At 37.1% G+C, this 26815-nt stretch carries 27 protein-coding genes and 3 tRNA genes; 21 read left to right on the plus strand and 9 right to left on the minus strand.

Annotated elements, in window-relative coordinates; genetic code table 11:
• Positions 1-10: 10 nt before the first annotated feature.
• Both rpsI and A6B45_RS01080 read left to right on the plus strand, forming a co-directional pair.
• A complete protein-coding gene (gene rpsI, locus A6B45_RS01075) occupies positions 11-406 on the plus strand; it encodes a 30S ribosomal protein S9 (RefSeq protein ID WP_002815996.1) in 396 nt (131 codons plus the stop codon).
• A 183-nt stretch (positions 407-589) separates the two neighbouring features.
• Positions 590-1507, plus strand: a complete 918-nt coding sequence (locus A6B45_RS01080) for a LysR family transcriptional regulator (RefSeq protein ID WP_072612961.1) — start codon at positions 590-592, stop codon at positions 1505-1507.
• Between the two features lie 22 nt (positions 1508-1529).
• Here the strand turns inward: A6B45_RS01080 and A6B45_RS01085 are convergent, their stop codons facing one another.
• From A6B45_RS01085 to A6B45_RS01095, 3 genes are all read right to left on the minus strand, one after another.
• Entirely contained in the window at positions 1530-2714 is a 1185-nt protein-coding gene (locus A6B45_RS01085) for an oxidoreductase (protein WP_072612962.1), read from the minus strand.
• A gap of 224 nt (positions 2715-2938) precedes the next feature.
• Positions 2939-3403 carry a hypothetical protein gene (locus tag A6B45_RS01090; protein ID WP_072612963.1) on the minus strand — a complete coding sequence of 155 codons (465 nt, stop codon included), beginning with the start codon at positions 3401-3403 and terminating at the stop codon, positions 2939-2941.
• Between the two features lie 12 nt (positions 3404-3415).
• A complete protein-coding gene (locus A6B45_RS01095) occupies positions 3416-3613 on the minus strand; it encodes a helix-turn-helix transcriptional regulator (protein WP_072612964.1) in 198 nt (65 codons plus the stop codon).
• Positions 3614-3740: 127 nt separating this feature from the next.
• Here A6B45_RS01095 and A6B45_RS01100 point away from each other — a divergent pair.
• A tRNA-Tyr gene (locus tag A6B45_RS01100) sits at positions 3741-3823 on the plus strand.
• Positions 3824-3860: 37 nt separating this feature from the next.
• Positions 3861-3932, plus strand: a tRNA-Gln gene (locus A6B45_RS01105).
• A gap of 93 nt (positions 3933-4025) precedes the next feature.
• On the opposite strand, the gene A6B45_RS01110 is transcribed toward A6B45_RS01105, so the two are convergent.
• Positions 4026-4110 (minus strand) — tRNA-Leu (locus A6B45_RS01110).
• Positions 4111-4222: 112 nt separating this feature from the next.
• Between A6B45_RS01110 and A6B45_RS01115 the strand changes: the two genes are divergently transcribed.
• The 7 genes from A6B45_RS01115 to ppx all read left to right on the plus strand — a co-directional run bounded on the left by A6B45_RS01115 (position 4223) and on the right by ppx (position 12135).
• The gene (locus A6B45_RS01115) at positions 4223-4558 is read left to right on the plus strand and encodes a hypothetical protein (protein ID WP_072612965.1); all 336 of its coding nucleotides are present in this window, start codon (positions 4223-4225) and stop codon (positions 4556-4558) included.
• Positions 4555-5364, plus strand: a complete 810-nt coding sequence (gene tpiA / locus A6B45_RS01120; RefSeq protein ID WP_072612966.1) for a triose-phosphate isomerase — start codon at positions 4555-4557, stop codon at positions 5362-5364. The genes A6B45_RS01115 and tpiA overlap by 4 nt, the downstream gene beginning before the upstream one ends.
• A 122-nt stretch (positions 5365-5486) precedes the next feature.
• Positions 5487-6812 carry a phosphopyruvate hydratase gene (gene eno / locus A6B45_RS01125; protein WP_072612967.1) on the plus strand — a complete coding sequence of 442 codons (1326 nt, stop codon included), beginning with the start codon at positions 5487-5489 and terminating at the stop codon, positions 6810-6812.
• Between the two features lie 78 nt (positions 6813-6890).
• Positions 6891-7478 carry a DNA-3-methyladenine glycosylase I gene (locus A6B45_RS01130; protein WP_072612968.1) on the plus strand — a complete coding sequence of 196 codons (588 nt, stop codon included), beginning with the start codon at positions 6891-6893 and terminating at the stop codon, positions 7476-7478.
• 75 nt (positions 7479-7553) lie between these two features.
• Complete coding sequence (locus A6B45_RS01135) at positions 7554-9032, plus strand: Ppx/GppA phosphatase family protein (RefSeq protein WP_072612969.1); 1479 nt, start codon at positions 7554-7556, stop codon at positions 9030-9032.
• An 8-nt stretch (positions 9033-9040) separates the two neighbouring features.
• Positions 9041-11173 (plus strand): RNA degradosome polyphosphate kinase, encoded by a 2133-nt coding sequence (locus tag A6B45_RS01140; RefSeq protein WP_237048955.1) that lies wholly within the window; start codon positions 9041-9043, stop codon positions 11171-11173.
• Positions 11170-12135: an exopolyphosphatase gene (gene ppx / locus A6B45_RS01145; protein WP_072612971.1), complete on the plus strand. Its 966-nt coding sequence runs from the start codon at positions 11170-11172 to the stop codon at positions 12133-12135. Before A6B45_RS01140 ends, ppx begins: the two co-directional genes overlap by 4 nt.
• 140 nt (positions 12136-12275) lie before the next feature.
• Here the strand turns inward: ppx and A6B45_RS01150 are convergent, their stop codons facing one another.
• Positions 12276-12911: a YigZ family protein gene (locus tag A6B45_RS01150; RefSeq protein WP_072612972.1), complete on the minus strand. Its 636-nt coding sequence runs from the start codon at positions 12909-12911 to the stop codon at positions 12276-12278.
• Positions 12912-12928: 17 nt separating this feature from the next.
• On the opposite strand from A6B45_RS01150, the gene A6B45_RS01155 reads away from it, so the two are divergent.
• From A6B45_RS01155 to A6B45_RS01170, 4 genes are all read left to right on the plus strand, one after another.
• A complete protein-coding gene (locus A6B45_RS01155; protein ID WP_072612973.1) occupies positions 12929-14209 on the plus strand; it encodes a DEAD/DEAH box helicase in 1281 nt (426 codons plus the stop codon).
• A gap of 278 nt (positions 14210-14487) precedes the next feature.
• A complete protein-coding gene (locus tag A6B45_RS10540; protein WP_237048968.1) occupies positions 14488-14898 on the plus strand; it encodes a ComF family protein in 411 nt (136 codons plus the stop codon).
• Between the two features lie 136 nt (positions 14899-15034).
• The gene (gene hpf / locus A6B45_RS01165) at positions 15035-15580 is read left to right on the plus strand and encodes a ribosome hibernation-promoting factor, HPF/YfiA family (RefSeq protein ID WP_010291116.1); all 546 of its coding nucleotides are present in this window, start codon (positions 15035-15037) and stop codon (positions 15578-15580) included.
• A gap of 147 nt (positions 15581-15727) precedes the next feature.
• Positions 15728-17266, plus strand: a complete 1539-nt coding sequence (locus A6B45_RS01170) for a YhgE/Pip domain-containing protein (RefSeq protein ID WP_072612975.1) — start codon at positions 15728-15730, stop codon at positions 17264-17266.
• Between the two features lie 42 nt (positions 17267-17308).
• Here the strand turns inward: A6B45_RS01170 and A6B45_RS01175 are convergent, their stop codons facing one another.
• Together A6B45_RS01175 and A6B45_RS01180 are read right to left on the minus strand one after the other, a co-directional pair.
• The gene (locus A6B45_RS01175) at positions 17309-17980 is read right to left on the minus strand and encodes a histidine phosphatase family protein (protein WP_072612976.1); all 672 of its coding nucleotides are present in this window, start codon (positions 17978-17980) and stop codon (positions 17309-17311) included.
• 94 nt (positions 17981-18074) lie between these two features.
• Positions 18075-19475 (minus strand): hemolysin family protein, encoded by a 1401-nt coding sequence (locus A6B45_RS01180; protein WP_072612977.1) that lies wholly within the window; start codon positions 19473-19475, stop codon positions 18075-18077.
• A 430-nt stretch (positions 19476-19905) separates the two neighbouring features.
• On the opposite strand from A6B45_RS01180, the gene nrdH reads away from it, so the two are divergent.
• The 4 genes from nrdH to nrdF all read left to right on the plus strand — a co-directional run bounded on the left by nrdH (position 19906) and on the right by nrdF (position 23932).
• Complete coding sequence (gene nrdH, locus A6B45_RS01185) at positions 19906-20136, plus strand: glutaredoxin-like protein NrdH (RefSeq protein WP_072612978.1); 231 nt, start codon at positions 19906-19908, stop codon at positions 20134-20136.
• Between the two features lie 167 nt (positions 20137-20303).
• Positions 20304-22475, plus strand: coding sequence for a class 1b ribonucleoside-diphosphate reductase subunit alpha (gene nrdE / locus A6B45_RS01190; RefSeq protein WP_072612979.1), 2172 nt, complete (start codon positions 20304-20306; stop codon positions 22473-22475).
• Between the two features lie 36 nt (positions 22476-22511).
• On the plus strand, positions 22512-22952 hold the full coding sequence (locus tag A6B45_RS01195) for a class Ib ribonucleoside-diphosphate reductase assembly flavoprotein NrdI (protein WP_072612980.1): 441 nt from the start codon (positions 22512-22514) through the stop codon (positions 22950-22952).
• Positions 22953-22954: 2 nt separating this feature from the next.
• Complete coding sequence (nrdF, locus tag A6B45_RS01200; protein WP_072612981.1) at positions 22955-23932, plus strand: class 1b ribonucleoside-diphosphate reductase subunit beta; 978 nt, start codon at positions 22955-22957, stop codon at positions 23930-23932.
• 30 nt (positions 23933-23962) lie between these two features.
• Here the strand turns inward: nrdF and A6B45_RS01205 are convergent, their stop codons facing one another.
• Both A6B45_RS01205 and A6B45_RS01210 read right to left on the minus strand, forming a co-directional pair.
• Positions 23963-24628 (minus strand): phosphatase PAP2 family protein, encoded by a 666-nt coding sequence (locus A6B45_RS01205; RefSeq protein ID WP_072612982.1) that lies wholly within the window; start codon positions 24626-24628, stop codon positions 23963-23965.
• A gap of 116 nt (positions 24629-24744) precedes the next feature.
• Positions 24745-25740, minus strand: a complete 996-nt coding sequence (locus A6B45_RS01210; protein WP_072612983.1) for a ketopantoate reductase family protein — start codon at positions 25738-25740, stop codon at positions 24745-24747.
• A gap of 323 nt (positions 25741-26063) precedes the next feature.
• Here A6B45_RS01210 and A6B45_RS01215 point away from each other — a divergent pair, with 323 nt between their 5' ends.
• Positions 26064-26570, plus strand: coding sequence for a VanZ family protein (locus A6B45_RS01215; RefSeq protein ID WP_227005810.1), 507 nt, complete (start codon positions 26064-26066; stop codon positions 26568-26570).
• The gene (locus A6B45_RS01220; RefSeq protein WP_072612985.1) at positions 26542-26763 is read left to right on the plus strand and encodes a DUF1146 domain-containing protein; all 222 of its coding nucleotides are present in this window, start codon (positions 26542-26544) and stop codon (positions 26761-26763) included. The genes A6B45_RS01215 and A6B45_RS01220 overlap by 29 nt, the downstream gene beginning before the upstream one ends.
• Positions 26764-26815 lie beyond the last annotated feature (52 nt).

A 26815-nucleotide genomic window follows, 5' to 3' on the forward strand; every position in this document is an offset into this window, starting at 1 on the left:
AATCTCAATTATGACTACAGCAGTACAATATGCCGGCACAGGTCGTCGTAAGAACTCAGTTGCTCGTGTACGTTTGGTTCCAGGTAATGGCCAAATCACAATGAACGGCAAGTCAATCGAAGAATATATTCCTTTTGCTAACTTGCGTGAAGTTGTTTTGCAACCATTTAACGTTACTGAAACATTAGGTAACTATGACGTATTAGTTAACGTTATTGGTGGTGGTTATTCTGGTCAAGCTGGTGCAACACGTCACGGTATCGCCCGTGCTTTGTTGACAGTAGATCCTGATTTCCGTGCAGCATTGAAGGCAGCAGGTTTGTTGACTCGTGACTCACGTATGAAGGAACGTAAGAAGCCAGGTTTGAAGAAAGCCCGTAAGGCATCACAATTCTCAAAGCGTTAATATTCTTATTATATCAGCGTTTAAAAACACTTTTCCTTTACTGGAAAGTGTTTTTTTGATTTGCTATCACGTTGCTAATAATTTAAATGTGATATACTGTTCATGAATTTAATCTTTATTTTGAAGCATTTAAGGCGCAGCTTTTTAGTTTTTGTTTAGATAAATCATCTGAGGAGTACATCCATGAATTTCGACCAACTACTTTACGCTGAAGTTTTGGCTCAGCATAATTCTATGCAGAAAGCCGCTGACGTACTACACATCAGTAAGTCTGGACTAAGCATAGCCATACATCAACTCGAAAATGAATTGGAAGTAACTCTTTTTGATAAATCATCATCTGGAACTAAGCTAACCTCCGAAGGAAGACAATTGTTGTCTTCCATTTCCGATATTTTACGTTTTAAAAATAATCTTGAGAAAACTGCTACGATTGTTGCTAATCCCCAAAAGCATCAAAAGGTTTCAATTCATTACATGAACACAATGTTAAAACCTTTTATTAGCACTTTTATTGATAATTATGTTGCTAAATTTGAAAATGTTCAGGTTAATATTAGTTGTCACGAATTTGAATCAATTGTCCGTCGTGTACGTAGTCAAGAAATTGATGCAGGTTTTATCGCAATAAATAATATTAATGATGAAAGCATTGAAAATTTAGATTTTACACCGGTTTGTGATAGTAAGTTAGTTTTATTTTGCGCACCGGACAACCCGCTAAATGCTTTGAATCGGCCGATATCTTTAACAGATTTAAAAAAACAAAAATTTAGTCTTTTCAATGATAAATTCCACGATGAAATTTTCGAAAGATTACAATTTCAATGTGGACCGTTATCACTTGTGTTAAGAGTCGATGATGCTTGGGCAATGAACCAAGCAATATTTAATTTAAACACCGTCTGTTTTGGTAGAATTGTCCAAGGAAATTTATCTAGTAATACAGATTTTTCGAAGCTTAAGATCATTGATATTGGTCATATTTTTGATGATGATTTCAAGCTCGGTTGGTTAACTAACCCAAATTATATGATATCCGAGAAAGCCCAAGAATTACTGAGAGATATTACTGCAGAAGTAAAAAAAGATGCTCAATAAAGAGCATCTTTTTAAGTTAAGTTCATTTTGTTCCGTCGTGAGTTACAACGTCGCCTAGTTTAACATCTGTGAGCGTTTTAAGATAGTCTATGCCAGGCATATCGAAATATGCTGTGTTTGCAAGTAGATCGATCAACCCTGGTGTTAGATGTGATTCTTTCACTGATTCTTCGTTGAATTCTAAGAAAATATGTTCAGCTTGACCGTTTTTGATTTTATAACCAATTTGGTTGTCAATTAAAGTGGGGCGGCCTAAACTTACAATATCAACAAATTGCAGAGCATCTTTCATTTTCTCAACGGTATGGATACCGCCAGCAATCATCAGAAGGGCTGGCTTTTTTACTCGTTCTCCGAGTAGTTGTGCATAGTTTTTATCAGAATCGGTTGGCGTCGCAGTATAGTCATTTGTCGAAAGGTGGATATAGTCAAATTCAAAATTTTCTGTCAATTGGTTAACTAGTAATTGAGCTTCCTGCCACGTATAGCCGATATTATCTTCGTGAACCTCTTCGGGGCTAATTCGATAACCGATAATAAAGTCTTTTGGGGCATTTTCCTTGGCTACCTTGAATACTTCTCGTGCGACTTCGAGGGCAAAGTTCATCCTTTTTTCAAGACTACCGCCCCAAAAGTCAGTACGAACATTAGAATAAGCAGAAAAAAATTCTTGATGCAAATAATGATTTGCTCCGTGAATTTCGATACCATCAAAACCACTATCAATTGCACGTTTTGTTGCGGTACCGAAATCTTTTACAATTTGCCAGACTTCATCTTCGGACAACTCATGTAAAGGATAACTAATCCATGGAAAATCAATGTTTGAAGGTACTTCTACTCGTCCGCCGAGCGCATATCGATACTGTGCCTCACGTCCAGAATGGACTAGTTGAAGGATAGCTTTATTGCCATCTTTTTTTAATTTCTCAGTAATTTCTTTAAATCCCGGGACAAAACTATCGTCATAAATTGCTAATTGTTCACGGTCGGGTGCCCAAGAACGTGATGGACCGCCATTGGGGCTGACACTCGTGTACTCAACGATTACCATACCAGCTGATTGTGAACGGGCATTATAGTAATTGATTGTGTCTTGTGTTACTTTTTCATTTAAACCACTATTTGTCAGCATAGGTGACTGAGCAGTCCTAGTATCTATTGTTGCGCCATGCCGAAAAGTTACCTTGTCTGTTAAATTTTTCATTATAAGAACCTCCGTTTCATAAACAAAGTATAACACTTCACAAACTTTTGGGAATTTCTGAAAAATGAATGGATCGTCAACTTTTATTGAACATAGCAGAATTTGAACTTGATGCGATTTCTAATAATATATTCATTTTATATTCTTATACATTAAAAAAATGGCTTCATTACATGAAACGAAAGCTTTCTAAATTTCAAAATAATCACGCTTCGTTCGATGAATTATGTTATTCGCTCATAAATAATCCAAGCGATTAAGTATGTCAAAAACACAAGAGTAAGCATATTTGTTAACATTACAATAATAAAAATGCTTAGAATTGTGATGTTTGTACTTATTGATAGACTGAAAAAGAATGTGGCTATGATTGTAAAAATCAAGAAAAAGAGTAAGGCTTGGTATGTTCTTTTAAGCGCCAAATGACCAACCTCTTTTTCTCTTTCGTCACTGCTACTTAGTTCACCTTTTTTGATTTGATAGCCATCTTTCAAACATTTTTGATACAGATGTTTGAGTAAATAAAACAATGCTCCCCAAAGCGCTAACATCAGCCAACCACTCCCAAAGATGATATGGGAAGAGTTTCTGGTAGGCTGTGGTGAAAGTAATATGGATTGTATCGTTGCAAATGCGATCAGTAGGGAAGTAATAATATTGCCTGTTTGCTCAAAAATAATTTTTTTCATGTTTGATTTTCCTCATTGCATAGTGAATAAATCAGTCAGTGGTGTTTTCAGTGCTTGTGCTAACTGGAAGGCCAACATCAAAGAAGGTGTATAGTTTCCTTTTTCTATCGAAAAGATGAATCGCCTTGAAACACCAATTTGTTTTGCTAGAGATTCTTGCGTCAAGTGAAGTGATTTCCTAACGGGTTGAACATTGTTATTAATTTTCATTGGAGGACCTCGCAATATTGATGAGCAATCTACTTCACTTTTTTATGTAATCACAATATGTAATTATCACAAAAATGCTTGCCATGTGTCTCAATATTTGGTATACTATTATAGTTGTTTGAGATATGGGAGTGTAGCGAAGTCTGGCTAAACGCGACGGACTGTAACTCCGTTCCTTCGGGTTCGTAGGTTCGAATCCTACCGCTCCCATTGCCGATAAAAGCTAACGGCAAAATAAATTAGCTATTGCCCCTTCGCCAAGTGGTAAGGCATCGGTTTTTGGTACCGACATGCGCTGGTTCGAATCCAGCAGGGGCAACTAAAAAGGAATCCTTTCGGATTCCTTTTTTTGTGCAAAATTTATTATAATATAAAGAAAAAAGCTATACAATTAAGTATAGCTTTTTAACGATGCAGCTAGCGGGAGTCGAACCCGCACGCCCTAAACGGGCACAGGATCCTTAATCCTGCGCGTCTGCCAATTCCGCCACAGCTGCAAATATGAATTGACAACTATATAATTATACCCATTAAATCTAATCTCGTCAATAGATATTCAATGACAGCGAGCGTGTAATTTTGATAGAATAGAGATAATGGAGAAAATACATGAGATTTTTTAATCGAAAAAAAGCAGAAGTAATCACACCAGAAATACAAGCTCATAATGAAGCTTTACAAAATGAAAATGATGATTTATTAGATCAGATTGAAGCTTTGAAATTAGATGTTTCAGAACTGAAATCGGAAAACCAACATTTGACCGAACGCCTTTCACGTAGTAAGTACCAGCAAAAGTTAACTAAAACAGGTGGCGGACTAGCCGTTTTGTTTATTAGCTACATGTTGCTATCCTTACTTGGTGAACCTTCTCGTTATATGATTTGGTTATTATTAATTGAAGCGGTCTTTATTTTTATGATGCTTAGAGGAGACGAAAAATGAGTCAACATAATGCTTCACGGGTACCTTTTGTTGTTGCAAATTGGAAAATCAATAAGTTACATGCTGATGTGGCAGATTTTTTAAATAAAGTAAATGGTAAGGTGCCAGCCCAAAATATTGTAGAAACAGGTATTGCAGCACAAGATTTATTTTTATCAGACATGGTTCGTGCCACGGCAGATTCACCTATACATATTGTGGCCGAAAACGTTCATTGGGAAGATAGTGGTGCTTATACAGGAGAGACATCGCCAAAAGCTTTAAAAGATATAGGTGCAACCTATGTTTTGATAGGCCACTTTGAACGTCGGAAGTTTTTTAACGAAACTGACTCAACAGTTAATTTGAAAGTTACCGCAGCACTTAGAAACGGGTTACGTCCAATCATTGATGTTGATGAAGATATGAGTACTTATGCACAGTTTATGGATGCAGAACCATCCGTTGCTCAGGTAGCTGCTGCGTTGGCCGGGGTATCAGTAGACCAAATTCGTAATGTCACACTTGCTTATGAGCCTACCTGGGCAATTGGTTCTGGAGAAGCTGCAAGTGCTGTTCAAGCACAAAAAGCGGCCCATTTGATACGACAAACACTAGCTAAACTATATTCACCAGTTATTGCCGAGCAAGTACGTGTTTTGTACGGCGGTTCTGTCACACCTGATAATGCGCGTGAAATTATGTTGCAAAAAGACATTGATGGTGTTCTGGTAGGTACATCTGCACTTGATCCAGAAAAGTTTTTACAACTTGTTGCCATTGCACAAGATCCTGAAGTACCAGATTTTAACATTGAAAATACATGAAGAAAGCTAATAGATTCTGAACATTATATCTGTTTATGTGTTTAGTAAATTTTTGGCTATGACTCTTACCCTGTGATATAATATACATGGTATATAACCGAAAACCAAAGGAGAATTAAAACATGTCTTTAATCACTGATATTATCGCACGCGAAGTCCTTGACTCACGTGGAAACCCTACACTTGAAGCTGAAGTTATCACAGAATTGGGTGGCTTTGGTCGTGGAATGGTCCCTTCAGGTGCATCAACAGGTGAACACGAAGCTGTTGAATTGCGTGATGGAGACAAGTCACGTTTTGGTGGTAAGGGAACAACAAAGGCTGTTGCCAATGTTAACGATGCTATCGCTAAGGCTTTGGTTGGTAAGTTCGATGTAACTGACCAACGTGCAATCGATCAAGCTATGATCGAACTCGACGGTACAGAAAACAAGGGTAAGTTGGGTGCAAACGCTATTTTGGCTGTTTCAATCGCTGCTGCCCGTGCAGCTGCTGACGAATTAGGTGTACCTTTGTTCTCATACTTAGGTGGTGCAAATTCATACGTATTGCCAACACCTATGATGAACGTTATCAATGGTGGTGCTCACTCAGCAAACAAGGTTGACTTCCAAGAATTCATGATTATGCCTGTTGGTGCACCAACAGTTAAGGAAGCAATTCGTTACGGTTCAGAAACATTCCATGCTTTGAAGAAGTTATTAGAAGCTGATGGTAAGGCAACTTCAGTTGGTGATGAAGGTGGATTTGCACCTGACTTCGCTGATAACGAAGAACCTTTGAAGTATTTGATCCGTGCGATCGAAGCCGCTGGTTACAAGCCTGGTAAGGACATCGCAATTGCTGTCGATGTTGCTTCATCAGAATTGTATGATGCAGAAACAAAGACATACAAGTTGCGTTGGTCAACTGGAGAAGAATTCACAACACCTGAATTCATCAAGTATCTTGAAGATTTGGCAGATCGTTACCCAATCATTTCAATCGAAGATCCTATCGACGAAAACGAATGGGAAGACTGGGCAACAATTACTGCAGAATTGGGCAAGAAGGTTCAATTGGTTGGTGATGATTTCTTCGTTACTAACACACAATACCTTGAAAAGGGTATCAACATGGGTGCTGCTAACTCAATCTTGATCAAGGTTAACCAAATCGGTACTTTGACAGAGACTTTCGAAGCTATCGAAATGGCTAAGGAAGCTGGTTACACGGCTATTGTTTCTCACCGTTCAGGTGAAACAGAAGACACAACAATTTCTGACTTGGTTGTTGCTACAAACGCTGGTCAAATCAAGACAGGTTCATTGTCACGTACTGATCGTATTGCTAAGTATAACCAATTGATCCGCATCGAAGAATTGTTAGACACAACTGCTAAGTATAAGGGTATCCATTCATTCTATAACTTGTCAGCTGCTGCTCGCGAAGCAATTGAAAACAAGTAAAAAAATTAAATCGGCCATTTGGCCGTTTTTTTATACATAAAATTTTGATATGAACATATGATCGGGAAGAAGAATAATATGGTTGCTAAAATAAAACGTTGTGCGTGGGTGAATAATTATCAATACTCAAAACTTATGACAGATTACCATGATAAAGAATGGGGGCAACCAAATCAATATAGTGATAGTCAGTTATTTGAATTGTTAACTTTGGAGGTGTTTCAGGCGGGATTGAGTTGGGAAACTTCTTTAAAACGACGTTCTGCAATGATTAAAGCGTTTTACGCGTTTAATATAGATCGAGTTGCGGAAATGACCGAAAAAGACATTTTACGACTAAAAACTAATCCTGAAATTATTAACAATACGTTGAAGATTACTGCTACTATTCATAATGCTAAAATAATCAAGCAACTAACTAGTTATTCATTTGATAGCTTTTCTGACTATATGTGGTCATTTACCGACGGTCAAGTTATTAATCATCACATTATCGATAATATTGATATCCCAAGTCAAAATGAATTGTCACAGCTCGTTTCAAAAGATATGAAAAAGCGCGGGTTTAAATTTATTGGTCCTGTAATTGTTTATTCTTATATGCAAGCAATAGGAATTATCAATGATCACGAGCAAAATTGCAGTTTTAATCCAGATAATTTTTGAGCATGGTTGCCTTTACAGTTTTCTAACACAACCACAATATCAAATGTGATAAACTAGCCTTAGAGGGCTCAATATATGGCAAAATTACAGGGTGTGATTCTTCTAAACACTGATGCTGCAGCGTTACAAATCGTTGATAGCCGTGGGCGTCAAATAGAACATGTTAAACGTGAATATAGTGAAAGTGACTTGGCACTAGCAGCTTTTTCCACAGAAGTTATGCAGCGCGCGCTAGTACAATTACAGCGCTTTCAACAGTTATTACGTGACTATGAAGTGGATGACATCCGTTTATATGGTAGTGAAAATTTGTCTAAAATGCTCAATGCTATTTATTTCGTTGATCAAGTAGAAAATATAACAGGCCTTGAGTTGCTTTGGCTTAATGCTAACCAAGAAAATTACTATCGACAGCTGGCATTACGTGTAAATGATGAAAAAATATTAAATGAACGCTATGCTTTTGTGTTAGGTATTAGTTCAACTAGAGTAGATTTATCTTATTTTGAAAATAATCAATTTAAGTTTTCACAGCATTCGGCTGTTGGCCCAGTCCGATTAACACAATCTATTCGAAATATGGCGGCAGAAATTACTGAAATACCTGATTTAATACCGGAATTCATTGATAGTAAATTGGCTGACTTTTGGCATATGTTGCCACCTTTTCAGCCAACAGATACAGTGGTTTTACTTGGTGCAGATGTTTTAAACCATCTCTTTCTTAACAAAAAAAATAAAACGACAATTTTAAAGTCAGAACTACAGTCATTGATTGCTAGTTTTAGCCAGATGAATAAGCAAGCTTTTGCTGAACAATATAATATTGAACAAAATGACATTTGGATGGTCTTTATGGAGGCTGTTTTGGTAGTACAGGTTATGACAGCTGTTGGAGCAAATAATCTTCATATTAGTAACTTAACGGTCTTAGATGGCCTAGTAATTAAAGATAACAATGCGCAAAACGATATTATTACCGCAGCACGAGGAATTGCTGATCGTTATATGGTTGAAGAAAAACACCGCGAAATTGTACTTAAGTATGCTTGGCGTCTATTTGATCGATTGAAGAAAATTCATCGTTTGAGTGCTCGAGACCGTCTACTATTAGGTGTTGCTGCTTTGACACATGATGTTGGTAGTTTTATTAATTCTCAAAAACACTATCAATACTCGGAAGAAATTCTCGAGGGAATTGATTTTCATGGTTTGTCCACATCAGAACAACGAATGATTGCATCAATTGCTCGTTATCATAGTGCTGAAACGCCTGATAATGCGTTAAGGTCGACCCAAGATTTTTCACCACGACAACGTATTCGTATCGCTAAAATGGCTGCTTTATTGCGTTTGGCTGATGCACTAGACGACAGTAGACTACAAAAGATAAGTAAGTTAACTGTTTCCATTGGTTCAGAAAAAATCACTGTGACAGGCCAGGCTACGGCAGATTTACAACTAGAAATTTACATATTTGCCCAAAAAGCACATTTTTTTGAGGCAGTTTTCGGATTGCCAATCATCTTGAAGCGCCAAGGAAAAAGGAGCTGATGAATATTATGACAGATTTAAAACAACCTAAATATTATGTTAACCGCGAAATTAGTTGGTTAGGGTTCAATAAACGTGTGCTTGAGGAAGGTCGAGATACACAGAATCCCATATTAGAGCGAGCTAAATTTTTAGCTATTACCCAGAAAAATATGGACGAATGGTTCATGGTTCGTGTGGCAAGTTTACAACAGCAAATGCTTGTAGGGCACGATAAGGCAGATGCTTCTGGTCTGTCACCAAAACAACAACTGATTAAGATTGCTGCCGCGGCAGGAGAACAAATTAAAAACCAATATCAAGTGTTGACTCGAAGTATTATCCCGACGATGAAGAGGCTAGGCTTTGAATTGCTTCGTGCAGAAGACTTAACTGATGAACAGTTTAATTTTCTGAGGGAGTTTTTTGAGAGAGAATTAAGACCTGTTTTGACACCGATGGCTATTGATAGTACAAGGCCATTTCCTTTTTTGGCCAACGATACATTAAATATCGGAGTTCGTTTGAAAAAGAATGATGAACAATCTGAAAAGCACATTGCTGTATTGCAGGTGCCTGAAACTTCAGGCCGTGTGATTGCATTGCCTGAAGAAAATCAAGTCATTTTAATTGAGGAGGTTGTTCAACTATTTTTGGATGCACTTTTTCCAGGATATACAATCAAAGAATCAAATGTTTTTCATATTTTACGCGATATGGAGCTAGACGTCGCTGACGATGAGGATACGCCTAATATTTTGCAAGAAGTGCAAAGCAAATTACAGGAGCGTGAGCGTGGGCGCGTGATTCGTGTTATTGTCAGTGCAAATACTGGAAAAATGTTGATGACGAAACTTATCAAAGCACTGCAAGTCCCTGATGATCGGATTTATGAGGTGAGTGGACCAATTGATTTAACATTTATTAATTCCTGGTTAAAATTAATTGATGCGCCAACCCTAGAATATGCACCATTTCACGGCTATGAAAATCCGGATTTATCATCTGACAAAATATTTGATAGTATTCGAAAACGTGATTACTTGTTGCATCATCCGTATGACTCATTCAAGCCAGTTGTTCAATTTATTAAAACAGCGGCAAAGGATGATGATGTGCTTGCTATTAAAATGACTTTGTATCGCGTATCTGGTAATTCACCAATTATTAAAGCATTATCAGATGCCGCGCAACGCGGTAAACAGGTAACAGTTTTACTTGAGATTAAGGCCCGTTTTGATGAAGAGAATAACGTCCATTGGGCACGTGAATTAGAGCAAAAGGGTGTGCACGTAGTATATGGCCTGCGCGGCCTGAAAGTTCATGCTAAAATGGCAATGGTTGTACGACGTGAAGATGATACTATTCGTCGCTATGTTCATCTCGCGACGGGAAACTATAATGATGTCACAGCAAATTTCTATACAGATCTTGGTTTATTGACTGTTGATAGCGAATTAGGAGCAGACGTAGCTTCTATTTTTAATATTTTGACTGGCTACTCTGATCCTAGTTTTTTTCATCAGTTGCACATGTCACCAAATGGTATTCGTGAATTTATTTATGAGAAAATTAATATTGAAATTATGAATGCCAAAGCAGGTAAATCTTCGGGTATTAAAATGAAATTTAATTCTTTATCTGATGAAAGGATGGTTAGACATTTATATGAGGCAAGTGAAGCAGGTGTTCCAATTGAATTAATTGTTCGAGGGATTACAATGCTTAAAGTAGGGATTCCAAAAATCAGTGAGACAATTAAGGTGCATTCAATTGTTGGACGTTTTTTGGAACATAGCAGAATCTTTATTTTTAATAATGATGATAATCCACTGACCTATTTGTCTTCGGCTGACTTAATGACAAGAAATCTGAATCGTCGCGTAGAATTGTTATTTCCCATTCGAAACGAGACTTTGTCTCAACAGGTAATTAATATCTTTGAAATCATGTGGGCAGATAATGTTAAGACCCGAGTTTTGCAGCCAAATGGATCATTTGAAAAAATTGACAGAAGAGGATTAGCTTCCGTAAATGCACAAGAAATGTTCATAGCAGAATCTATGGCAAAACAAATTGAATTGAAGCAACAACAGGAACGAGAAAACACTCAAAAAGAATTTGAACCAATTAATAACCCATTCATAGGAGGAGAAGAATGACTGTTATAGCAGTAATCGATTTAGGATCAAACTCAGTTCGTATGACGATTAGTAAATACCATCAAGATGGTCACTATGAAGTACTGGGTCGATTGCAGGAAATGGTACGCCTTTCTGAAGGAATGGGTGAAGACAAAATTTTGCAACCAGAAGCAATTAAACGGACACTAAACGCCTTGAAAAATTTTAAGAAAGCTCTTGAAGAATATCCAAAAGCAAAGGTACGGGCAGTAGCCACAGCGGCTGTACGTCAAGCTAGCAATCAAGAGATCTTTTTAACAGAATTTGAAAAAACAATGAATTTTCCACTTCAGATTTTAACTGGTGAAGAGGAAGCACATTATGATTATGTTGGTATTGTTAATACACTAAGTATTAATGACGCTTTGATTTTGGATACAGGTGGTGCTTCTGCAGAATTAATTTTAGTTAGAAATAAAGAATCTGTGCATGAAATAAGTCTTCCGATTGGCGCAGTCACGATTAGCGAAATGTTCCTTGAGAAAAATGTTATTAATGCGGCCTCTTTATTTAAAGCAACGGTGGCGATTAGACAGATGTTTGGGGATGTTTCATGGTTGAGTGATGCAGTGCATTTACCTTTGGTTGCATTGGGAGGGAGCAATCGTACCTTGGCTAAAATCTCTCGACGGCAGCGAAAGATTACTGATATGCCTATTCATGGATATCATCTTAGTATGAAAGATGCGACTGATATATATCAAGAAATATTAGGTAAAAATCTTGTTGAGCGTCAAAAAATGGCAGGCTTGGCCAAGGATCGTGGTGATATCATTGTTGGTGGACTATTACCACTAATTGAGTTGCTTATTTTGCTTGGTGGCCAACAAGTGATTTTTTCACAAGCTGGATTGCGTGAAGGAATATTATTTGAAACAATTAGACAAGAGACAGGACAACAAGTTATTGCACCGGAGCCTGCCTCAATGACAGTAGATTAATAAAAAGCAACCAATCAATAAATGATTGGTTGCTTTTTATTTTATTGAATGATCTACCCGGGAGTCGAACCCGGATTTCAAGAACCGGAATCTTGCGTGCGATCCATTACACTAGCAGATCATAACTATTTAATTATAGCTTATTTTACTGGAATTTCAAAGTGAGTTTCGTCGCCAATATCAAATAGTATATGCCCAGAAAACTGGTTAATCAAATTTGATTGAAACTTGGTTAAGTCTTCTTCAGCTACTGGGACTACGACGTGAACATTTGTATCATATTGTGTGTCTATTATTTGATAATTATGGCTGTTTAGCCAATAATTTAATGTTTCGCCATGCTTATAATCAATGCTGATAGTAACTTGTAGACGTGTTAGTCGTTGGACGAAGTCGATTGACTCAAGCCCTTCAGCAATCGTGCCAGCGTAGGCACGAATCAGTCCGCCAGCCCCTAATTTAATACCACCAAAATAGCGAGTCACTACTGCAACAACATCGTGTAGATCATTTTTTTGTAAGACCTCTAGCATTGGTATGCCAGCCGTACCACTCGGTTCACCATTATCACTATAGCGCTTAATACTGTCGTTGTCACCTAAAACATAAGCAAAAACATTATGGCTGGCTTTATAGTGGATTTTATTTATTTTTTCTATAAAATCTCGAGCGTCATTTTCGGAAGTGATACGTGCCATGTTTAAAATGAAACGTGATTTTTTAATTTCTTTTTCCCACGTGAATGCTGTGGGCTTAATTGTGAAATATTTTACCATATAACGTATTATACAGCATGAATGATGAATATTTCTATGGTCGTCAAATTGTCCAACCAAAAGTGGAAACAACGACTAAACATATTATTGAACCTTTTGTTGGGAAAAAGTGCCAACGGTGCGGACAGAAGAATACCGAGGAATTACCTAACCAACATTATTATTGTAATGCTTGTTTGATATTAGGACGAGTTAGTTCTCTTGATAATTTAGTTTCGTTACCGGAACCAAATCAATTTTCTGGTACTGCTAAAATGACGTGGCAAGGTGAATTGACGCAACAACAGGAAAAAGTTAGCAATGAACTATTGGTGACCTTGGCTCAAAAAGGGGAACATTTAGTGTGGGCGGTTACTGGTGCGGGTAAAACTGAAATGTTATTCCCGGTTATCCACAAAGCATTGTGTCAAAGACTACGTGTAGCGATTGTTTCGCCACGCGTAGATGTCATTGTGGAGCTAGCACCACGAATTCAGTCGGCATTTGAAGAAACTGAGCTAATGATATTACATGGCAACCAAAAAAAGGACTATCAATATACACAGTTAGTTTTAGCGACCACACATCAGATGTTACGATTTTATCATGCATTCGATCTTCTTATCGTCGATGAAGTTGATAGTTTTCCGTTTGCAGGGGATGCCATGCTGGCTTATGCGGTGAATAAGGCCCGAAAGGAAAACAGTGCTTTAATTTATTTAACGGCGACACCAACACTAGCAATGCGAAAAAAAGCAGGCAAAAAATTACCGACCTCTTATTTGCCATTAAGATTTCACCAGCATGTCTTACCTGAAATAAAAGTAAAATTAGTTAGCAACTGGCGTAAAAGGCTACCGAATGTCATCAAAAGACAAATTATTCAGCTCATTACATCTAAACAAAGATTTTTAATTTTTGTGCCAAAAGTTTCTGATTTAAAACCGCTACATCAAAAATTACATCAATTATTTCCAAATGTACAAAGTGATTACGTACATGCAGCTGATCCATTTCGACAAGAAAAAGTTAAAAAAATGCGTGACGAAAAGTTACAATATTTAATTACGACTACAATATTAGAAAGAGGGGTTACTTTCCCAAGAATCGACGTATTAATTATAGGAGCGGACGATAAAACATTCAGTGAAAATGCGCTCGTCCAAATTGCAGGTCGTGTAGGACGTAGCGCTGATCGACCCACTGGTTTAGTACAAGCATACGTACAACATATCAATTTAAAGGTTAGGGCAGCACAAAAACAGATTATCATGATGAATCGTCGTGGGGAAAAATTAAAGTGTAGAATGAACAACTAAAAAAAGGAGAAGCTATGCGGTGCGCATTGTGTCAAACACAATTATTTGAAGTACATTCATTTTTGCAATTTTTTGGTCTAATAAGACATGAAAATAGTGTGTTGTGTGAAAGTTGTCGTCACAATTTTGACGCAATCAATGATCAACGTTGTCCAGCGTGCGGACGACAGCAACTAAATACTGACACATGTTACGACTGCCAAAGGTGGCAATTGAATAACGAACCCGTCCTTCATCATCAGGCACTGTATCAATACAATGACGCCATGCGACTATTCATGCAACAATATAAATTTAATGGTGACTACAAACTACGTAAAATTTTTAATCGTGAGTTAATAAACTTAGTTCATACTTCAGATATGGATTTGGTAGTAGCAATTCCTGTTAGCCATCATACGATGATGACACGTGGATTTAATCAAGTAGCTAGTCTGCTAGAAGGCGTTGAATTGACAGAAGCCTTACAAGTTAAGGTAACGAAAAAAATGCAACAATCACATTTTAATCGCAGAGGTCGCATGAAAAGGGAACAGCCATTTTCCATAATCGACGAAAAAATCATTGAAGGACAAAGTATTTTACTTGTAGATGATGTATATACGACTGGTAATACATTGCACCATGCTGCCGATTTATTATTAGCACATGGGGCTGATTCTGTGAAAAGCATTTCATTGGCACGATAAAAATGAAGAAATTGTAATTTCACGGTAAACGCTTACAGATATGTTATAATGATGATAGAACCAATATAAAATAACTGACTTGATGGTAATATTTAGAAATTTATCATTAAAGAAGGAAATTTGGAGGAATTAGTTTATGTTAGATTACAATGTACGTGGTGAAAATATCACAGTCACAGATGCAATTCGTGAATATGTGGAAAAACGCTTGACGAAATTAAATCGTTATATCGAAGAAAATGCCAAGGCCAACGTTAACTTGCGCACATACAAGTCTGACAATTCTGGTAAGGTTGAAGTTACTATTGTGTTACCTTATGTAGTTTTGCGAGCTGAAGATACTAATCAAGATTTATACGCAGCTGTTGATAATGTTTCTGAAAAAGTAGAACGACAAATTCGTAAGTATAAGACAAAGATCAATCGTAAGTCCAGAGAAACTGGATTTAAAGGTATTGATTCGAAGGGAGAAATTCCTGAAGAAGAGGTAGATGACTCTGCTCTACAAATTGTTCGTACTAAGCAGGTTGATTTGAAACCTATGTCACCTGAGGAAGCTGCCTTGCAAATGGATTTACTAGGACATGTGTTCTTTATCTTCAAAGATGCAGAGTCAAATACTGATTCAGTAATCTATAAGCGAGCTGATGGAAAGTATGGCTTGCTTGAAACAGCAGAATGATATTCGTCATTGTGTGTTATAAATTGCAAAGTGGGGAACATTTTTCCATAATTTAGTTAAGAATCGTAAAAGTTTATAAAGTTATCCAAAAGACCAGTTCAATTGCGTATGCTATATTAAGCAGAGTTTAAATTGAAGAGGTCTTTTATGTTTGGTTGGCAAACGATATTAAAAAATAAACACAGTTTAGTTAAGTGGCTATTAGCAATGGTGATTCCAGTAATTTTAGTTGCTGGGTACCTTGGGGCAACTAGTCATGTAACACAGCATGCGAACCGTTTAAAGGTCGCTGTTGTTAATTTAGATAAGCCAGCGCGGTTTGAAGGTGAACAACAAAGCGTTGGTGCTAAATTGACTGATCAATTTAAGGCCAGTAAAAAGTTAGCGGTCAAGAGTTATGGCTCAGAGAAGTCGGCTCGAGAGGCCTTAAAGTTGGGACAGGTTAGTGGCGTTATTGTTTTCCCAAATAAGATGACGCAGCAGTTGGCCGACTTTAAGAGTTCAGGCAAGAACGTGAGCGTTAAGCAAGTCATAGCTACTGGTAATAATCAATTTGCTACACAATATACGAGACGTGTACTCGAAGACTTGGTTAATGAAGCTAATGTAAAGCTGAGCATGGGTATCTCAAACGATTCTACCTTGAAAAATCTAGCAAAGCAAAGCAATAGTCTGGCGGACAAAACATCCGATTTGCAAGCCAACTTACAGGCCGTTGGGAATGCTATTGATACAGATACAGCTAAAGATTTGCAAACAGATGCGAGTGATTTAGCAACACAGTTAGCAACTTATTCTGTTGAGCTTAATACGGCCATTAGTAATAGTGATACCGACAAAATTAAAGAAGCAGCAGCTAAGATAAACGACGTTTCCTACAAAATGCAAACAACGGTAGTAGGAGGAATTAGTAATATTGTTGTGAATTTGAATAATACACAAGCCTTGAGTCAGAAGTCTGGTATTATCCAAACCGAAGCTACATCCGTAAAAAATGGTCAAACCGCTGTCTCCAATAAATTAAAATCACTGCTTGGGGATAAATCTGAGACGACCACTTCCTTGACGCAGATGCTTATGCTAAACACAACTGACATTAAGTCAGTGAAAAACGATGGGCAAGTTATTTTGCCACAGGTATTGGCAGTTGGTGTGACAGTAATGGCAATACTATTTGGTTTGGTATTACCAATTAAACCAGAAAAACCAGAAGCACTTGCTCTTGAACAATGGTGGGATAATTTCCAAATTGGTGGCATACTGAGTGTCGTAGGTGCTTTGTTAATAACAGTCAGTATAACGTTTTGGAAAATACCAATCACTAATTTTTGGCTCATTGTAGGAGCTGTCATACTAGCTCAGTGGACAATGTTAAGTTTCGTTTGGTACCTGAAACAACTATTTGGTCAAGCGGGCTGGTGGTTGGCTACAGGAATCTCTGTTTTACAACTGATTATAGTTGCTGTTAGTTATCCAGCAATTGTACAAGATACGGTGTTTGGTATTTCTAGACCATTTTGGCCATTAACAGCATTAACAAGTGCTGTCAACCACATTACGTTTGGTGGTGAAATACAGCAAAATGTAATGATCTTAGTAATTTGGTGGATTATATTTACTATCCTATTAGTCTCACAGTATCGTTTTAGACAACGAAAAAGTTTGACAGAAAAAATTGCTGAATAAAAAAGCGAGCACATTTGAGCTCGCTTTTTTATTGTTAATACATTATGAATTAAATATAGTTGAATCATCATTAAAGTTAGTAATTTTAGCATGGTCAGCATCTAATTCAAGTTGCGTAACAGCACCATTTTTAACACTAATCTTGGCAAAATCATGATAGCCAAAATAGTCAGCAATAGCACGAATAGCTGTACCATGAGAGACGATTAGTACATTATCTCCATCTTGATGACGAGAAAGAATGTCGTCAAAACCGTGTTGTATACGGTTTATAAACTGTTGATAGTCCTCTGCGATTTTGAAAGGGTCGCCTTCACGGATCAAATCCATTGCTGCAGGCATACCATATTTAGCGATAACATCGGAAAAATCTGAGAAGGTATCATTTTTATAAGCACCAAGAGTTGTTAAGGCTAAACCAGTGTGTACACCTTCAAAATAGCCAAAGTTTTCTTCACGGAAGTCTGGTAATTGGATAGCTTGATTGGGTGAATCAGATTTATTGTTGGCTAAGATATATTGTGATGTGTGGATAGTTCGTGTTAAGCCAGATGAATAAGCACCATCGAAGTGTACGTTGGCCAGCCGAGTACCAGCCGCATAACCGTCTTGAATCCCTTTTTTTGTTAAGGGTGCATCAGACCAACCTTGGAAACGATGCAAAAGATTAAAATAGGTTTCGCCATGGCGTACCATGTAGATGTTGACTGTCATAAGTTTCCTCCTGAAGATAACTATTTCTATTTTACCACAAGTGTTTTGGTAGCAGAATGAAAAAAGACGCATTCCTTCAGGAATGCGTCTTTGGTTAATTAGCAGCAACTTCATCATCAGAATTTTTTTCTGACGCTGCTTCATCTTCATCAAAAATACCATTTTGATTTAAATCATCTTTTGGTAAAGGTAATTCTTTGACAATGAATTGAGAAATATAAGCATTATCATAATCCAGCGCTGTCAACTCAAAGTTGGCTACTTTCATAGTGTCTCCGGCACGGAATTCAGGGTCATGATTCAAAACATATCCAGTTAAGGTAACTGCATCGTCATTTTCAAGTTCTTTGATATTACGATTAAAGTAACGTTCAAAATCGTATAATGTCATCTTACCTGAGATCTTAAAGCGGTGATCTCCGAGCTTTTCAATATAGTCATCAGAAACATCATCAATTTCATCACGTACGGTACCAAACAGTTCTTCATAAATATCTTTGTCAGTAATTAGTCCAGAAGTACCACCATATTCATCAACAACAATTGCAATAGGAGAACGCTTTATAATCATTTCATCCATGACATCGTGTAAATCCATATTTTCGGGAACAGCTGGAATATCACGCATAATTTTGGAAACTGGGTCAGATGACTTAATACGTGCTTGTCGTACTAAATCATAGTTGAAAACATACCCCAAAACTTTATCTTTATCGTTATCCGCTACAACGGGAAAACGCGAATATCGTTCTTGTAAGTATAAGTTGAGCCCATCCGCAATTGAGGCCGTAACATCGATGATGGTCATGGATGTACGATCAATCATTATGTCCACAGCGACTTTATCATTCATTTCAAACGCACGTTGCATGAAAGTAAGGTCTTCTTCATCAAGTTCACCAGCTGCTGCTGCATTCTTAGACAACGACAGAATTTCTGTTTGAGAATAAATGTCCTCTTCACCATCTGTCCGGAAGCCAAGTAAATGGGTAATACCGTTTGACAAATGATCTAATGTCCAAATCAAAGGAAACAAAGCAATATGGAAGAAACGTACAGGCCGTACAATAAAGAGTAACACCTTGACCGGTGACTCAATTGCAATGTTTTTCGGTACTAAGTCGGTAAATACCGCGTGGACAATCGTGAAAATGATCATAGCAGCGACAGAAGCTACGGCGTGAGCATACTCAGCTGGGATAATCCCAGATCCAAGTATGATTTCAGCAACGGTTTCTTCACCAATCCAACCTAAAATCAGACTTGTTAATGTAATTCCGACTTGAGCGGTCGAAAGATATTCAGTTAAATGTGTTGTCATGTGAATGGCATTGCTGATGTTACGTGAAGGCTTCTCACGAGTTTCTTGCAATGCCTTTAATGCACTTAAACGTACTTTTACTAATGAATATTCTGTTAAAGTAAACAAAATAGCTAGTAAAAGGACCACCAAAATAATGACAAAATTGATGATCATAGACGGACCAGAATCCAAATTCGTAAACCTCTTTTCATAGTTATAACTAATACACATTATAACAAAGATCATATGATAACGCTGGATTTTATAACTTTCTTAAGGGTGACTATTATCAGTATTAGACATTTCCATGAGGTTGATGGAAAGGGAACAAATATATGGTTTTTATGAGCAATTCAATATGATTTATAAAAAAAGTATGGTATTATAGAAACCTAAACGACATACATTCACTAGTTAAAAACGTTGATATAATGGGCTTTTTGCCTTTTTATTGTCCTTTTATTTTCTAGTAGCCTTTTTTAAAATAAGTTATTCAACTCACAAGAACATGTGTTCGCTGAGACAAAATTAGGGCTTGAAGAATTAATTAAAAAGGGTAAACTTAAAGTCAGTAGTTAGTAGATTCAAAATAGAGTAAATAAATATAAAAGAGGTCGGTATCATGGAAAAAGTTACAGTATATACAAAATACAATTGTGTACAATGCAAGATGACCAAAAAGTTTTTAGAAGCGCAAGGTATACCTTTTAAAGAAATTAACATTGAAGAGGAAACACAATTTGTTGAGGAATTGAAGGCTAGTGGCCATCGCCAAACACCGGTTGTGGCAGTGGAAGGTCTACCAGCATTTTCCGGATTCCGTCCTGATGTGCTAAAGAAAATTTCTGCTTGATTTTCGTTAACATCGTGCGGTGCAGAGCTTAGCGGTGTTTTTTATTACATTTTTTCTAGTAAGAGTGTTGATAAATTGCAGAAGTTGGCTGTTAATCAAAGGTAGTTCAAAAGATAAAATGTCAACACGGCAATCGATCACATTCAAAACCAAAGGACAATAAACTGATGTCATTAAAAGAGTTAGATTTAGAAAACGTAACATATTTTGATTTGAACAATCAAGTAAATATCCCAAAGAACAATGAAATTCAGCTTGATAAGGATCAAGAGGCATTGAACGCTTTTTTGGATGAGAATGTTTTGCCTAATGTGAAGCATTTTGATTCCATGCAAGAACGTCTGAATTGGATGTTTGATCATCGCTTCTTGGAACGCGAGTTTATTCAAAAGTACAACCTAGCATTCATTGAAAAATTATATGCATATTTAGCGGGTGAACATTTTAAGTTTAAATCCTTTATGGCGGCCTTCAAGTTCTATAACCAATATGCACTTAAAACTAATGATGGTGCATATTATATTGAAACGTATGAAGATCGTGTTGCTATGAATGCTTTATATTACGCAGATGGGAATGAAGACCTAGCGCTGCGTTTGGCTGATGAAATGATACATCAACGCTATCAACCAGCGACACCATCTTTCTTAAACGCGGGCCGAGCTCGACGAGGAGAATTGGTATCGTGCTTTATTATTCAAACTTCAGATGATATGAACTCAATTGGGCGGACTATCAACTCAGCGCTGCAGCTATCTAAAATGGGTGGTGGCGTTGGTATCAATCTTTCAAATGTTCGTGAGGCTGGTGCACCAGTTATGGGTATCGATAATGCTGCCGGTGGTGTAGTGCCAATTATGAAATTGTTAGAGGACTCATTTACATTTTCATCACAAGTTGGTGCTCGTCAAGGAGCTGGTGTCGTTTATTTATCAGTCTTTCACCCCGATATTTTATCTTTCTTGTCAACTAAGAAGGAAAACGCTGACGAAAAGATACGAGTGAAAACATTATCTCTTGGGTTGACTGTGCCAGATAAATTTTATGAATTAGTCAAGCAAAATGAGGTAATGTACTTGTTTAGCCCGGACGATGTCGAGAAGGTTTATCAACAACCGTTTAATTACGTCGATATCACTGCCGAATATGACAACATGGTCGCTAACGATAAAATCCGCAAGCAACGCATCGACGCGCGTTCCCTTGAAGAAGAAATATCTAAGTTGCAACAAGAATCGGGTTACCCATATATCATTAATATCGATACAGCTAATCGAACTAATCCAGTTCCTGGTAAGATTGTATCTTCTAACCTGTGTTCAGAGATATTACAAGTACAAACACCGTCAGAAATTGACAATGAACAACATTATACAAAACTAGGTTCGGATATTAGTTGTAACTTAGGGTCAATTAATATTGTGAACATGATGAATACGAATGATTTCGGCGAATCTGTTGATACAATGGTTCGGGCACTAACCTTTGTATCCGATTCTTCTAATTTGGATGTTGTTCCTTCAATTGATTTAGGTAACAAAGAAAAACATGCCATCGGCTTGGGTGCCATGGGACTAGCAGCATATTTTGCACAAAATAAGATGTACTATGGAGATGAAGAAGCATTAGACTTTACATCAACATTTTTCATGATGCTGAATTATTATTCCATTAAGTCTTCAATGAACATTGCAAAAGAACGGCATGAAACGTTTTATCAGTTTGATCAATCGGGTTATGCGGATGGAACATACTTTGAAAAGTATGTTCAGAAGAATTGGACGCCAAAAACCGACAAAGTGGTAAAAGCCTTTGCTGATTTTGATGTACCAACAGAACAAGACTGGGCACAACTAAAAGAAGACGTAGCGAAATACGGTATGTATAATGCCTATCGTCACGCAATCGCGCCAACAGGTTCTATTTCTTATGTTAACGATGCAACGGCCTCTTTGTTGCCGATTGTTAACAAAATTGAAGAACGTCAAGAAGGTATGATTGGTAAGGTTTACTATCCAGCACCGGGATTAAGTAATGAAACAATGCCATATTATGTTTCAGCGTACGATACAGATATGCGTAAAGTGATTGATGTGTATGCTGCTGCACAAGAACATATTGATCAAGGAATGGCGTTGACATTATTTATGCGTTCTACGTTGCCTGAGCATTTGTACGAATGGAAAAATAATCGTACAAATAAAATGACAACGCGTGATTTGACCATTTTGCGTAACTATGCCTTTAATAAGGGGATAAAATCGCTTTATTACGTCCGTACATTTACAGATGACAACCAAGAATCTGGCGTTAATGAATGTGAAAGTTGCTCAATTTAATTTAAAAGAGCGCTTAGCTATGAAATGAAGGAATTAATGACAACTATAAATATTCTTTATGCCTCTACTGAAGGTAATACAAAATCGTTTATTGAAAAGTTAGCAGCTGTTGCCGAATCTAATGGTGATGAGTTTTCCGCGCGTTTAATTGGTGATGAAACAGAATATGCTAATGAAACACAACCCTATGTTGCTTTCGTGCCGACTTATCTAACAGGCGGAACTGGAACAGGACCGGAAGTTAAAGAAATTTTTACAAATGCCTTGGGCGATTACATTACGTTTGGTAATAATGCGCGATACTTAAAAGGCGTGGTTGGTTCTGGAAACCGAAACTTCAACATCCAATTTAACCTGACAGCGATTCGCTACGGAAAAAAATTTGATGTTCCGATGATTGCAGCCTATGAATTGCGAGGTAGCAAGTTTGATGCAGAAAAGATATATAATAAGATAAAACCTTATTTTGGAGAATGACAATGGCACATATTAACAACGGTTCATATACAGCAATTAATTGGAATAACATTGAAGATGAATTGGATAAAGCAACTTGGGAGAAGCTGACACAGCAGTTCTGGTTGGATACTCGAATTCCTATTTCAAATGACTTACGCACCTGGCGTGGCAACATGTCTGATCAAGAACGAGAAACAATGAATTTAGTGTTTGGTGGACTAACAACATTAGACACTTTGCAATCACAAGATGGTATGGCACAATTAAAATTAGATTCTGCTAACCAAAAAGAAGAAGCTGTGTTGAATAATATTCAGTTCATGGAATCTGTTCATGCTAAGTCTTACTCATCAATTTTTGAAACGCTAAACGAAAAAGTTGAAATTGAGAAAATTTTTGAATGGGCTGATTCTAATGAATTTTTGCAATATAAAGCGAATCGCATTAATGATATCTACCATAATGGTTCACCTTTGCAGAAAAAAATTGCTTCTGTATTCTTGGAAACGTTCCTGTTCTATTCAGGTTTTTATACACCGTTGTACTTCTTAGGGCACAATAAAATGTTAAATGTTGCGGAAATTATTAAACTGATTATTCGTGATGAATCTGTTCACGGTACGTACATTGGCTATAAGTTCCAAATAGGTTTTAATAAAATTTCTGTCGAGGAACAAACTGAGTTAAAAAGTTGGATGTATGACTTGCTATATGAATTATACGAAAACGAAGAAAAGTATACACATGAATTGTACGATGATTTAGGTTGGACAGAGCAAGTGTTAACATTCCTACGTTATAATGCCAACAAGGCTTTGATGAACTTAGGCCAAGAGCCAATGTTCCCTGATGGGGCTGAAGATGTTAATCCAGTTGTGATGAATGGTATTTCGACTTCGACAGCAAACCATGACTTCTTCTCAGGTGTTGGAAATGGTTATTTATTGGGTGAAGTTGAAGCAATGAATGATGATGATTATAATATTGGATTAGAATAAAAAAGAATCGCAATTGCGATTCTTTTTTATTTAGACTTCATCATGTGAGAAGAAGGATAGTGATGTAAGAAGTTTTGCTAATACTGGGTACAACTTTCCAGCAAATATAACCCAAGCGTATGCAAACAAGACTGCAGCTATTGTATCGCTTAAGTAATGCGCGTTAAAGTATACTCGTGACATTAAAGTCATTACGCCAATAACAATTATTGCCCAAGAAATTAAGAACTGTTTTCGTGGCGATTCGATGTTAGGAATAACAAGCAAAGAAAGGATGAATATGACCGAAAATATACCAAAAACATGACTGCTAGGGAATGAGGACCCTTGGTCGCTGAGTAAATGACCAACTGGACGGCTTCTATCGACGCTAAGTCGAATAATGGCATTGAAAATATTTCCTAGAATAATTGTGGCAACCGCCCAAATGGCTGGAATACGCAAATTAGCAAGTAGTAAGATGGCCGCTAGAATCAATACATAAATGACATCAAGTATGGGTGAACCTAGGAAGGAAAATACAGTCATCAAGATATCATTTAGACCAGTTTGAATGCCTGCCATGAATGAATGAATGCTATTATCAATGATGGTTGGAAATATAAACTTTATTCTGACAAAAACACTAAGAATAAGGGCAGATATGAAGCAGATAATCGCGTAACGCAATTGCTTATTTTTTACGGAAATAATCATTGTACTGATCTCCAGAAAGAGTTTTTTTAACTCCTTCTAGTATAAGGGATTCGCTATAGAAATTACAATACTATCATTTCTGCGATGCACAATATTTGTTTTCCTATGAGAGAAAATTAGTTGCCTTTATAGTCTGGGGCTAATTTGTTTACGGGTGGAGTGAACTCACGCATCGATTCAGCTAGATGTACAAAATTTGTTACCAAATGTTGGTTAGGCGCATTGACGCCATTTTTGTCCGCCAAGTCTGCAATCCAACCGTTAATATAGTCCACTTCAGTTGGACGTCCCTTGACAAAATCCTGATACATTGATGGGAAATGAAGTGGGTTACCAATATTTGAAACATAATCGACTTGCTTGACCATTTCATCGCGTGTTTCAATTAGTGTAATGCCTTCTGCTTCAGCAGCATCGTAAGCTTCATTAATTAGTGGGCGAGCAATGCCTTCAAGGAAGTTATCATAAGCCATTAGCTGACCCATTCGCGACTGGAACATTGTGGCGATAGAGTTTTCAACAGCGTTGAAAAATACCTTGGTCAATAGTGTACCCATGAAGTTTTCCGTATAAGATGGGTTTAAGTGCGCTGCCTTGAAATCTTCTTGGATCTTATCCATAACCGTTGATGGTTTCTCGGTTAGATTAGCATAAACAGAGCTACCCATACTTTCGCCACCCATGAAATCAACGTCGCCATAGTCATTTAAGACGGTGGCAATCATTGCTGTACCACCAATAATGTGTTCATCATCAAAATATTTTTGCAACTTTTCAATATGGCCCATGCCGTTCATTGCACCAAGGGCAGTCTGTCCAGGTTTGAATTTGGGTGAAAGGCGATCCAATGTATCTTGGAGTTGCATTTGCTTCATGAAGAAAATCCAAACATCAGGGTTACCTTCATATTCTTCAGGAGAAAAAATATTAATTTTAATTTCGTGACGGTCTTTGTGATCACGGGATTTCCAAACTTTATCACCTTGTTCGTGAATCTTATCGAGGCTTGCTTGCGTTGGTTCGACAAAATCAACGGGGACACCGGCATTTTCTTGAAGCAAAATGCCGTAACGAAGACCCATTGCACCGGCACCAACAACTGTGTATTTCATAATTATAATAACCTCCAAAGACTTGATGAGATAATACTAATCCTTTTATCACAAAAAGTCAATGTGATGTACGTATCAAATGGGAACTTTGTTGACATGATGATGGCGTTTGTAATATAAAATAATCAATTAGCAAATCATATAACGTTCATTTAGCATAGCTGATATAATATTGGTGTATGCATATAGTATACTTAAACAATCAACAATATATCGCTCAAAGTGTGCACGCAACAACAATAGTCTCGTTATTATGTGTGTATATTTTGTTACGTCACACATTAAAGTCACTGCGCAATAAAAACTTTTCATGGCGGGGTTTATTGGGGCGTGTCATTCTCTCGGTGTATGCAACGGTGGTTGCTGCTTTTACACTAACTTTTTATAAATGGCCATCATTCGCAACATATCTGGCAGTGATAAAAGGATATGGTGGTTTTGGCCATTCCTCATTCGTCCATTTATCGTTGTTTAATGCAGATAATGTTGCCTTCAGTTGGTACCAGATGACTGGTAACTTTATGTTACTGCTGCCGTTAGGATTTATAGCTCCGTTCTTATTTCCAAAATGGCGAGGGTTACTTCGTATTGTGCCAAGAATATTTTTAACAACGTTAACTATTGAAATAATTCAGGGAACCAGCACATTCTTCTATCTTTCAAATCGTATCTTTGACATGAATGATCTTGCTGTGAACACAGCTGGGGGTGTGGTGGGGTATATTATCTATCTAATAACAATTTTCGTTATGAAAAAAGATAAAAGCTTTACTCCAAATCATGTTGAGAAAGGAAATTTAAATGAGCACAATCTTTATATTAAGTCTTAATCTTGTATGTATTTATTTTTTCTTTTGGCTAATTAAACCAATAAATTTTGCCAGATTTATGCCATATACACCACGTCAAGCAGCTTTTTTGAAAGTGGTACTCTCCATCATAGGAGGATATCTTTTAGCTAGCTTTTTTGTTTCAGCAACCAATTGGGTTATTCAAATACCAAGCACAGTATTGGGAAATTAGCTTTTTTAAATTATTAAAGATATTTTTAATTGCGCATCCCGCATGTTTGATA

It is taken from the genome of Leuconostoc suionicum (assembly GCF_001891125.1).
Classification (GTDB): domain Bacteria; phylum Bacillota; class Bacilli; order Lactobacillales; family Lactobacillaceae; genus Leuconostoc; species Leuconostoc suionicum.

Coding starts and splice junctions, on each gene's coding strand:
- rpsI (WP_002815996.1), top strand. CDS start 11: ATGACTACAGCAGTACAATATGCCGGCACAGGTCGTCGTAAGAACTCA.
- A6B45_RS01080 (WP_072612961.1), top strand. CDS start 590: ATGAATTTCGACCAACTACTTTACGCTGAAGTTTTGGCTCAGCATAAT.
- A6B45_RS01085 (WP_072612962.1), bottom strand. CDS start 2,714: ATGAAAAATTTAACAGACAAGGTAACTTTTCGGCATGGCGCAACAATA.
- A6B45_RS01090 (WP_072612963.1), bottom strand. CDS start 3,403: ATGAAAAAAATTATTTTTGAGCAAACAGGCAATATTATTACTTCCCTA.
- A6B45_RS01095 (WP_072612964.1), bottom strand. CDS start 3,613: ATGAAAATTAATAACAATGTTCAACCCGTTAGGAAATCACTTCACTTG.
- A6B45_RS01115 (WP_072612965.1), top strand. CDS start 4,223: ATGAGATTTTTTAATCGAAAAAAAGCAGAAGTAATCACACCAGAAATA.
- tpiA (WP_072612966.1), top strand. CDS start 4,555: ATGAGTCAACATAATGCTTCACGGGTACCTTTTGTTGTTGCAAATTGG.
- eno (WP_072612967.1), top strand. CDS start 5,487: ATGTCTTTAATCACTGATATTATCGCACGCGAAGTCCTTGACTCACGT.
- A6B45_RS01130 (WP_072612968.1), top strand. CDS start 6,891: ATGGTTGCTAAAATAAAACGTTGTGCGTGGGTGAATAATTATCAATAC.
- A6B45_RS01135 (WP_072612969.1), top strand. CDS start 7,554: ATGGCAAAATTACAGGGTGTGATTCTTCTAAACACTGATGCTGCAGCG.
- A6B45_RS01140 (WP_237048955.1), top strand. CDS start 9,041: ATGACAGATTTAAAACAACCTAAATATTATGTTAACCGCGAAATTAGT.
- ppx (WP_072612971.1), top strand. CDS start 11,170: ATGACTGTTATAGCAGTAATCGATTTAGGATCAAACTCAGTTCGTATG.
- A6B45_RS01150 (WP_072612972.1), bottom strand. CDS start 12,911: ATGGTAAAATATTTCACAATTAAGCCCACAGCATTCACGTGGGAAAAA.
- A6B45_RS01155 (WP_072612973.1), top strand. CDS start 12,929: ATGAATGATGAATATTTCTATGGTCGTCAAATTGTCCAACCAAAAGTG.
- A6B45_RS10540 (WP_237048968.1), top strand. CDS start 14,488: ATGCAACAATATAAATTTAATGGTGACTACAAACTACGTAAAATTTTT.
- hpf (WP_010291116.1), top strand. CDS start 15,035: ATGTTAGATTACAATGTACGTGGTGAAAATATCACAGTCACAGATGCA.
- A6B45_RS01170 (WP_072612975.1), top strand. CDS start 15,728: ATGTTTGGTTGGCAAACGATATTAAAAAATAAACACAGTTTAGTTAAG.
- A6B45_RS01175 (WP_072612976.1), bottom strand. CDS start 17,980: ATGACAGTCAACATCTACATGGTACGCCATGGCGAAACCTATTTTAAT.
- nrdH (WP_072612978.1), top strand. CDS start 19,906: ATGGAAAAAGTTACAGTATATACAAAATACAATTGTGTACAATGCAAG.
- nrdE (WP_072612979.1), top strand. CDS start 20,304: ATGTCATTAAAAGAGTTAGATTTAGAAAACGTAACATATTTTGATTTG.
- A6B45_RS01195 (WP_072612980.1), top strand. CDS start 22,512: ATGACAACTATAAATATTCTTTATGCCTCTACTGAAGGTAATACAAAA.
- nrdF (WP_072612981.1), top strand. CDS start 22,955: ATGGCACATATTAACAACGGTTCATATACAGCAATTAATTGGAATAAC.
- A6B45_RS01205 (WP_072612982.1), bottom strand. CDS start 24,628: ATGATTATTTCCGTAAAAAATAAGCAATTGCGTTACGCGATTATCTGC.
- A6B45_RS01210 (WP_072612983.1), bottom strand. CDS start 25,740: ATGAAATACACAGTTGTTGGTGCCGGTGCAATGGGTCTTCGTTACGGC.
- A6B45_RS01220 (WP_072612985.1), top strand. CDS start 26,542: ATGAGCACAATCTTTATATTAAGTCTTAATCTTGTATGTATTTATTTT.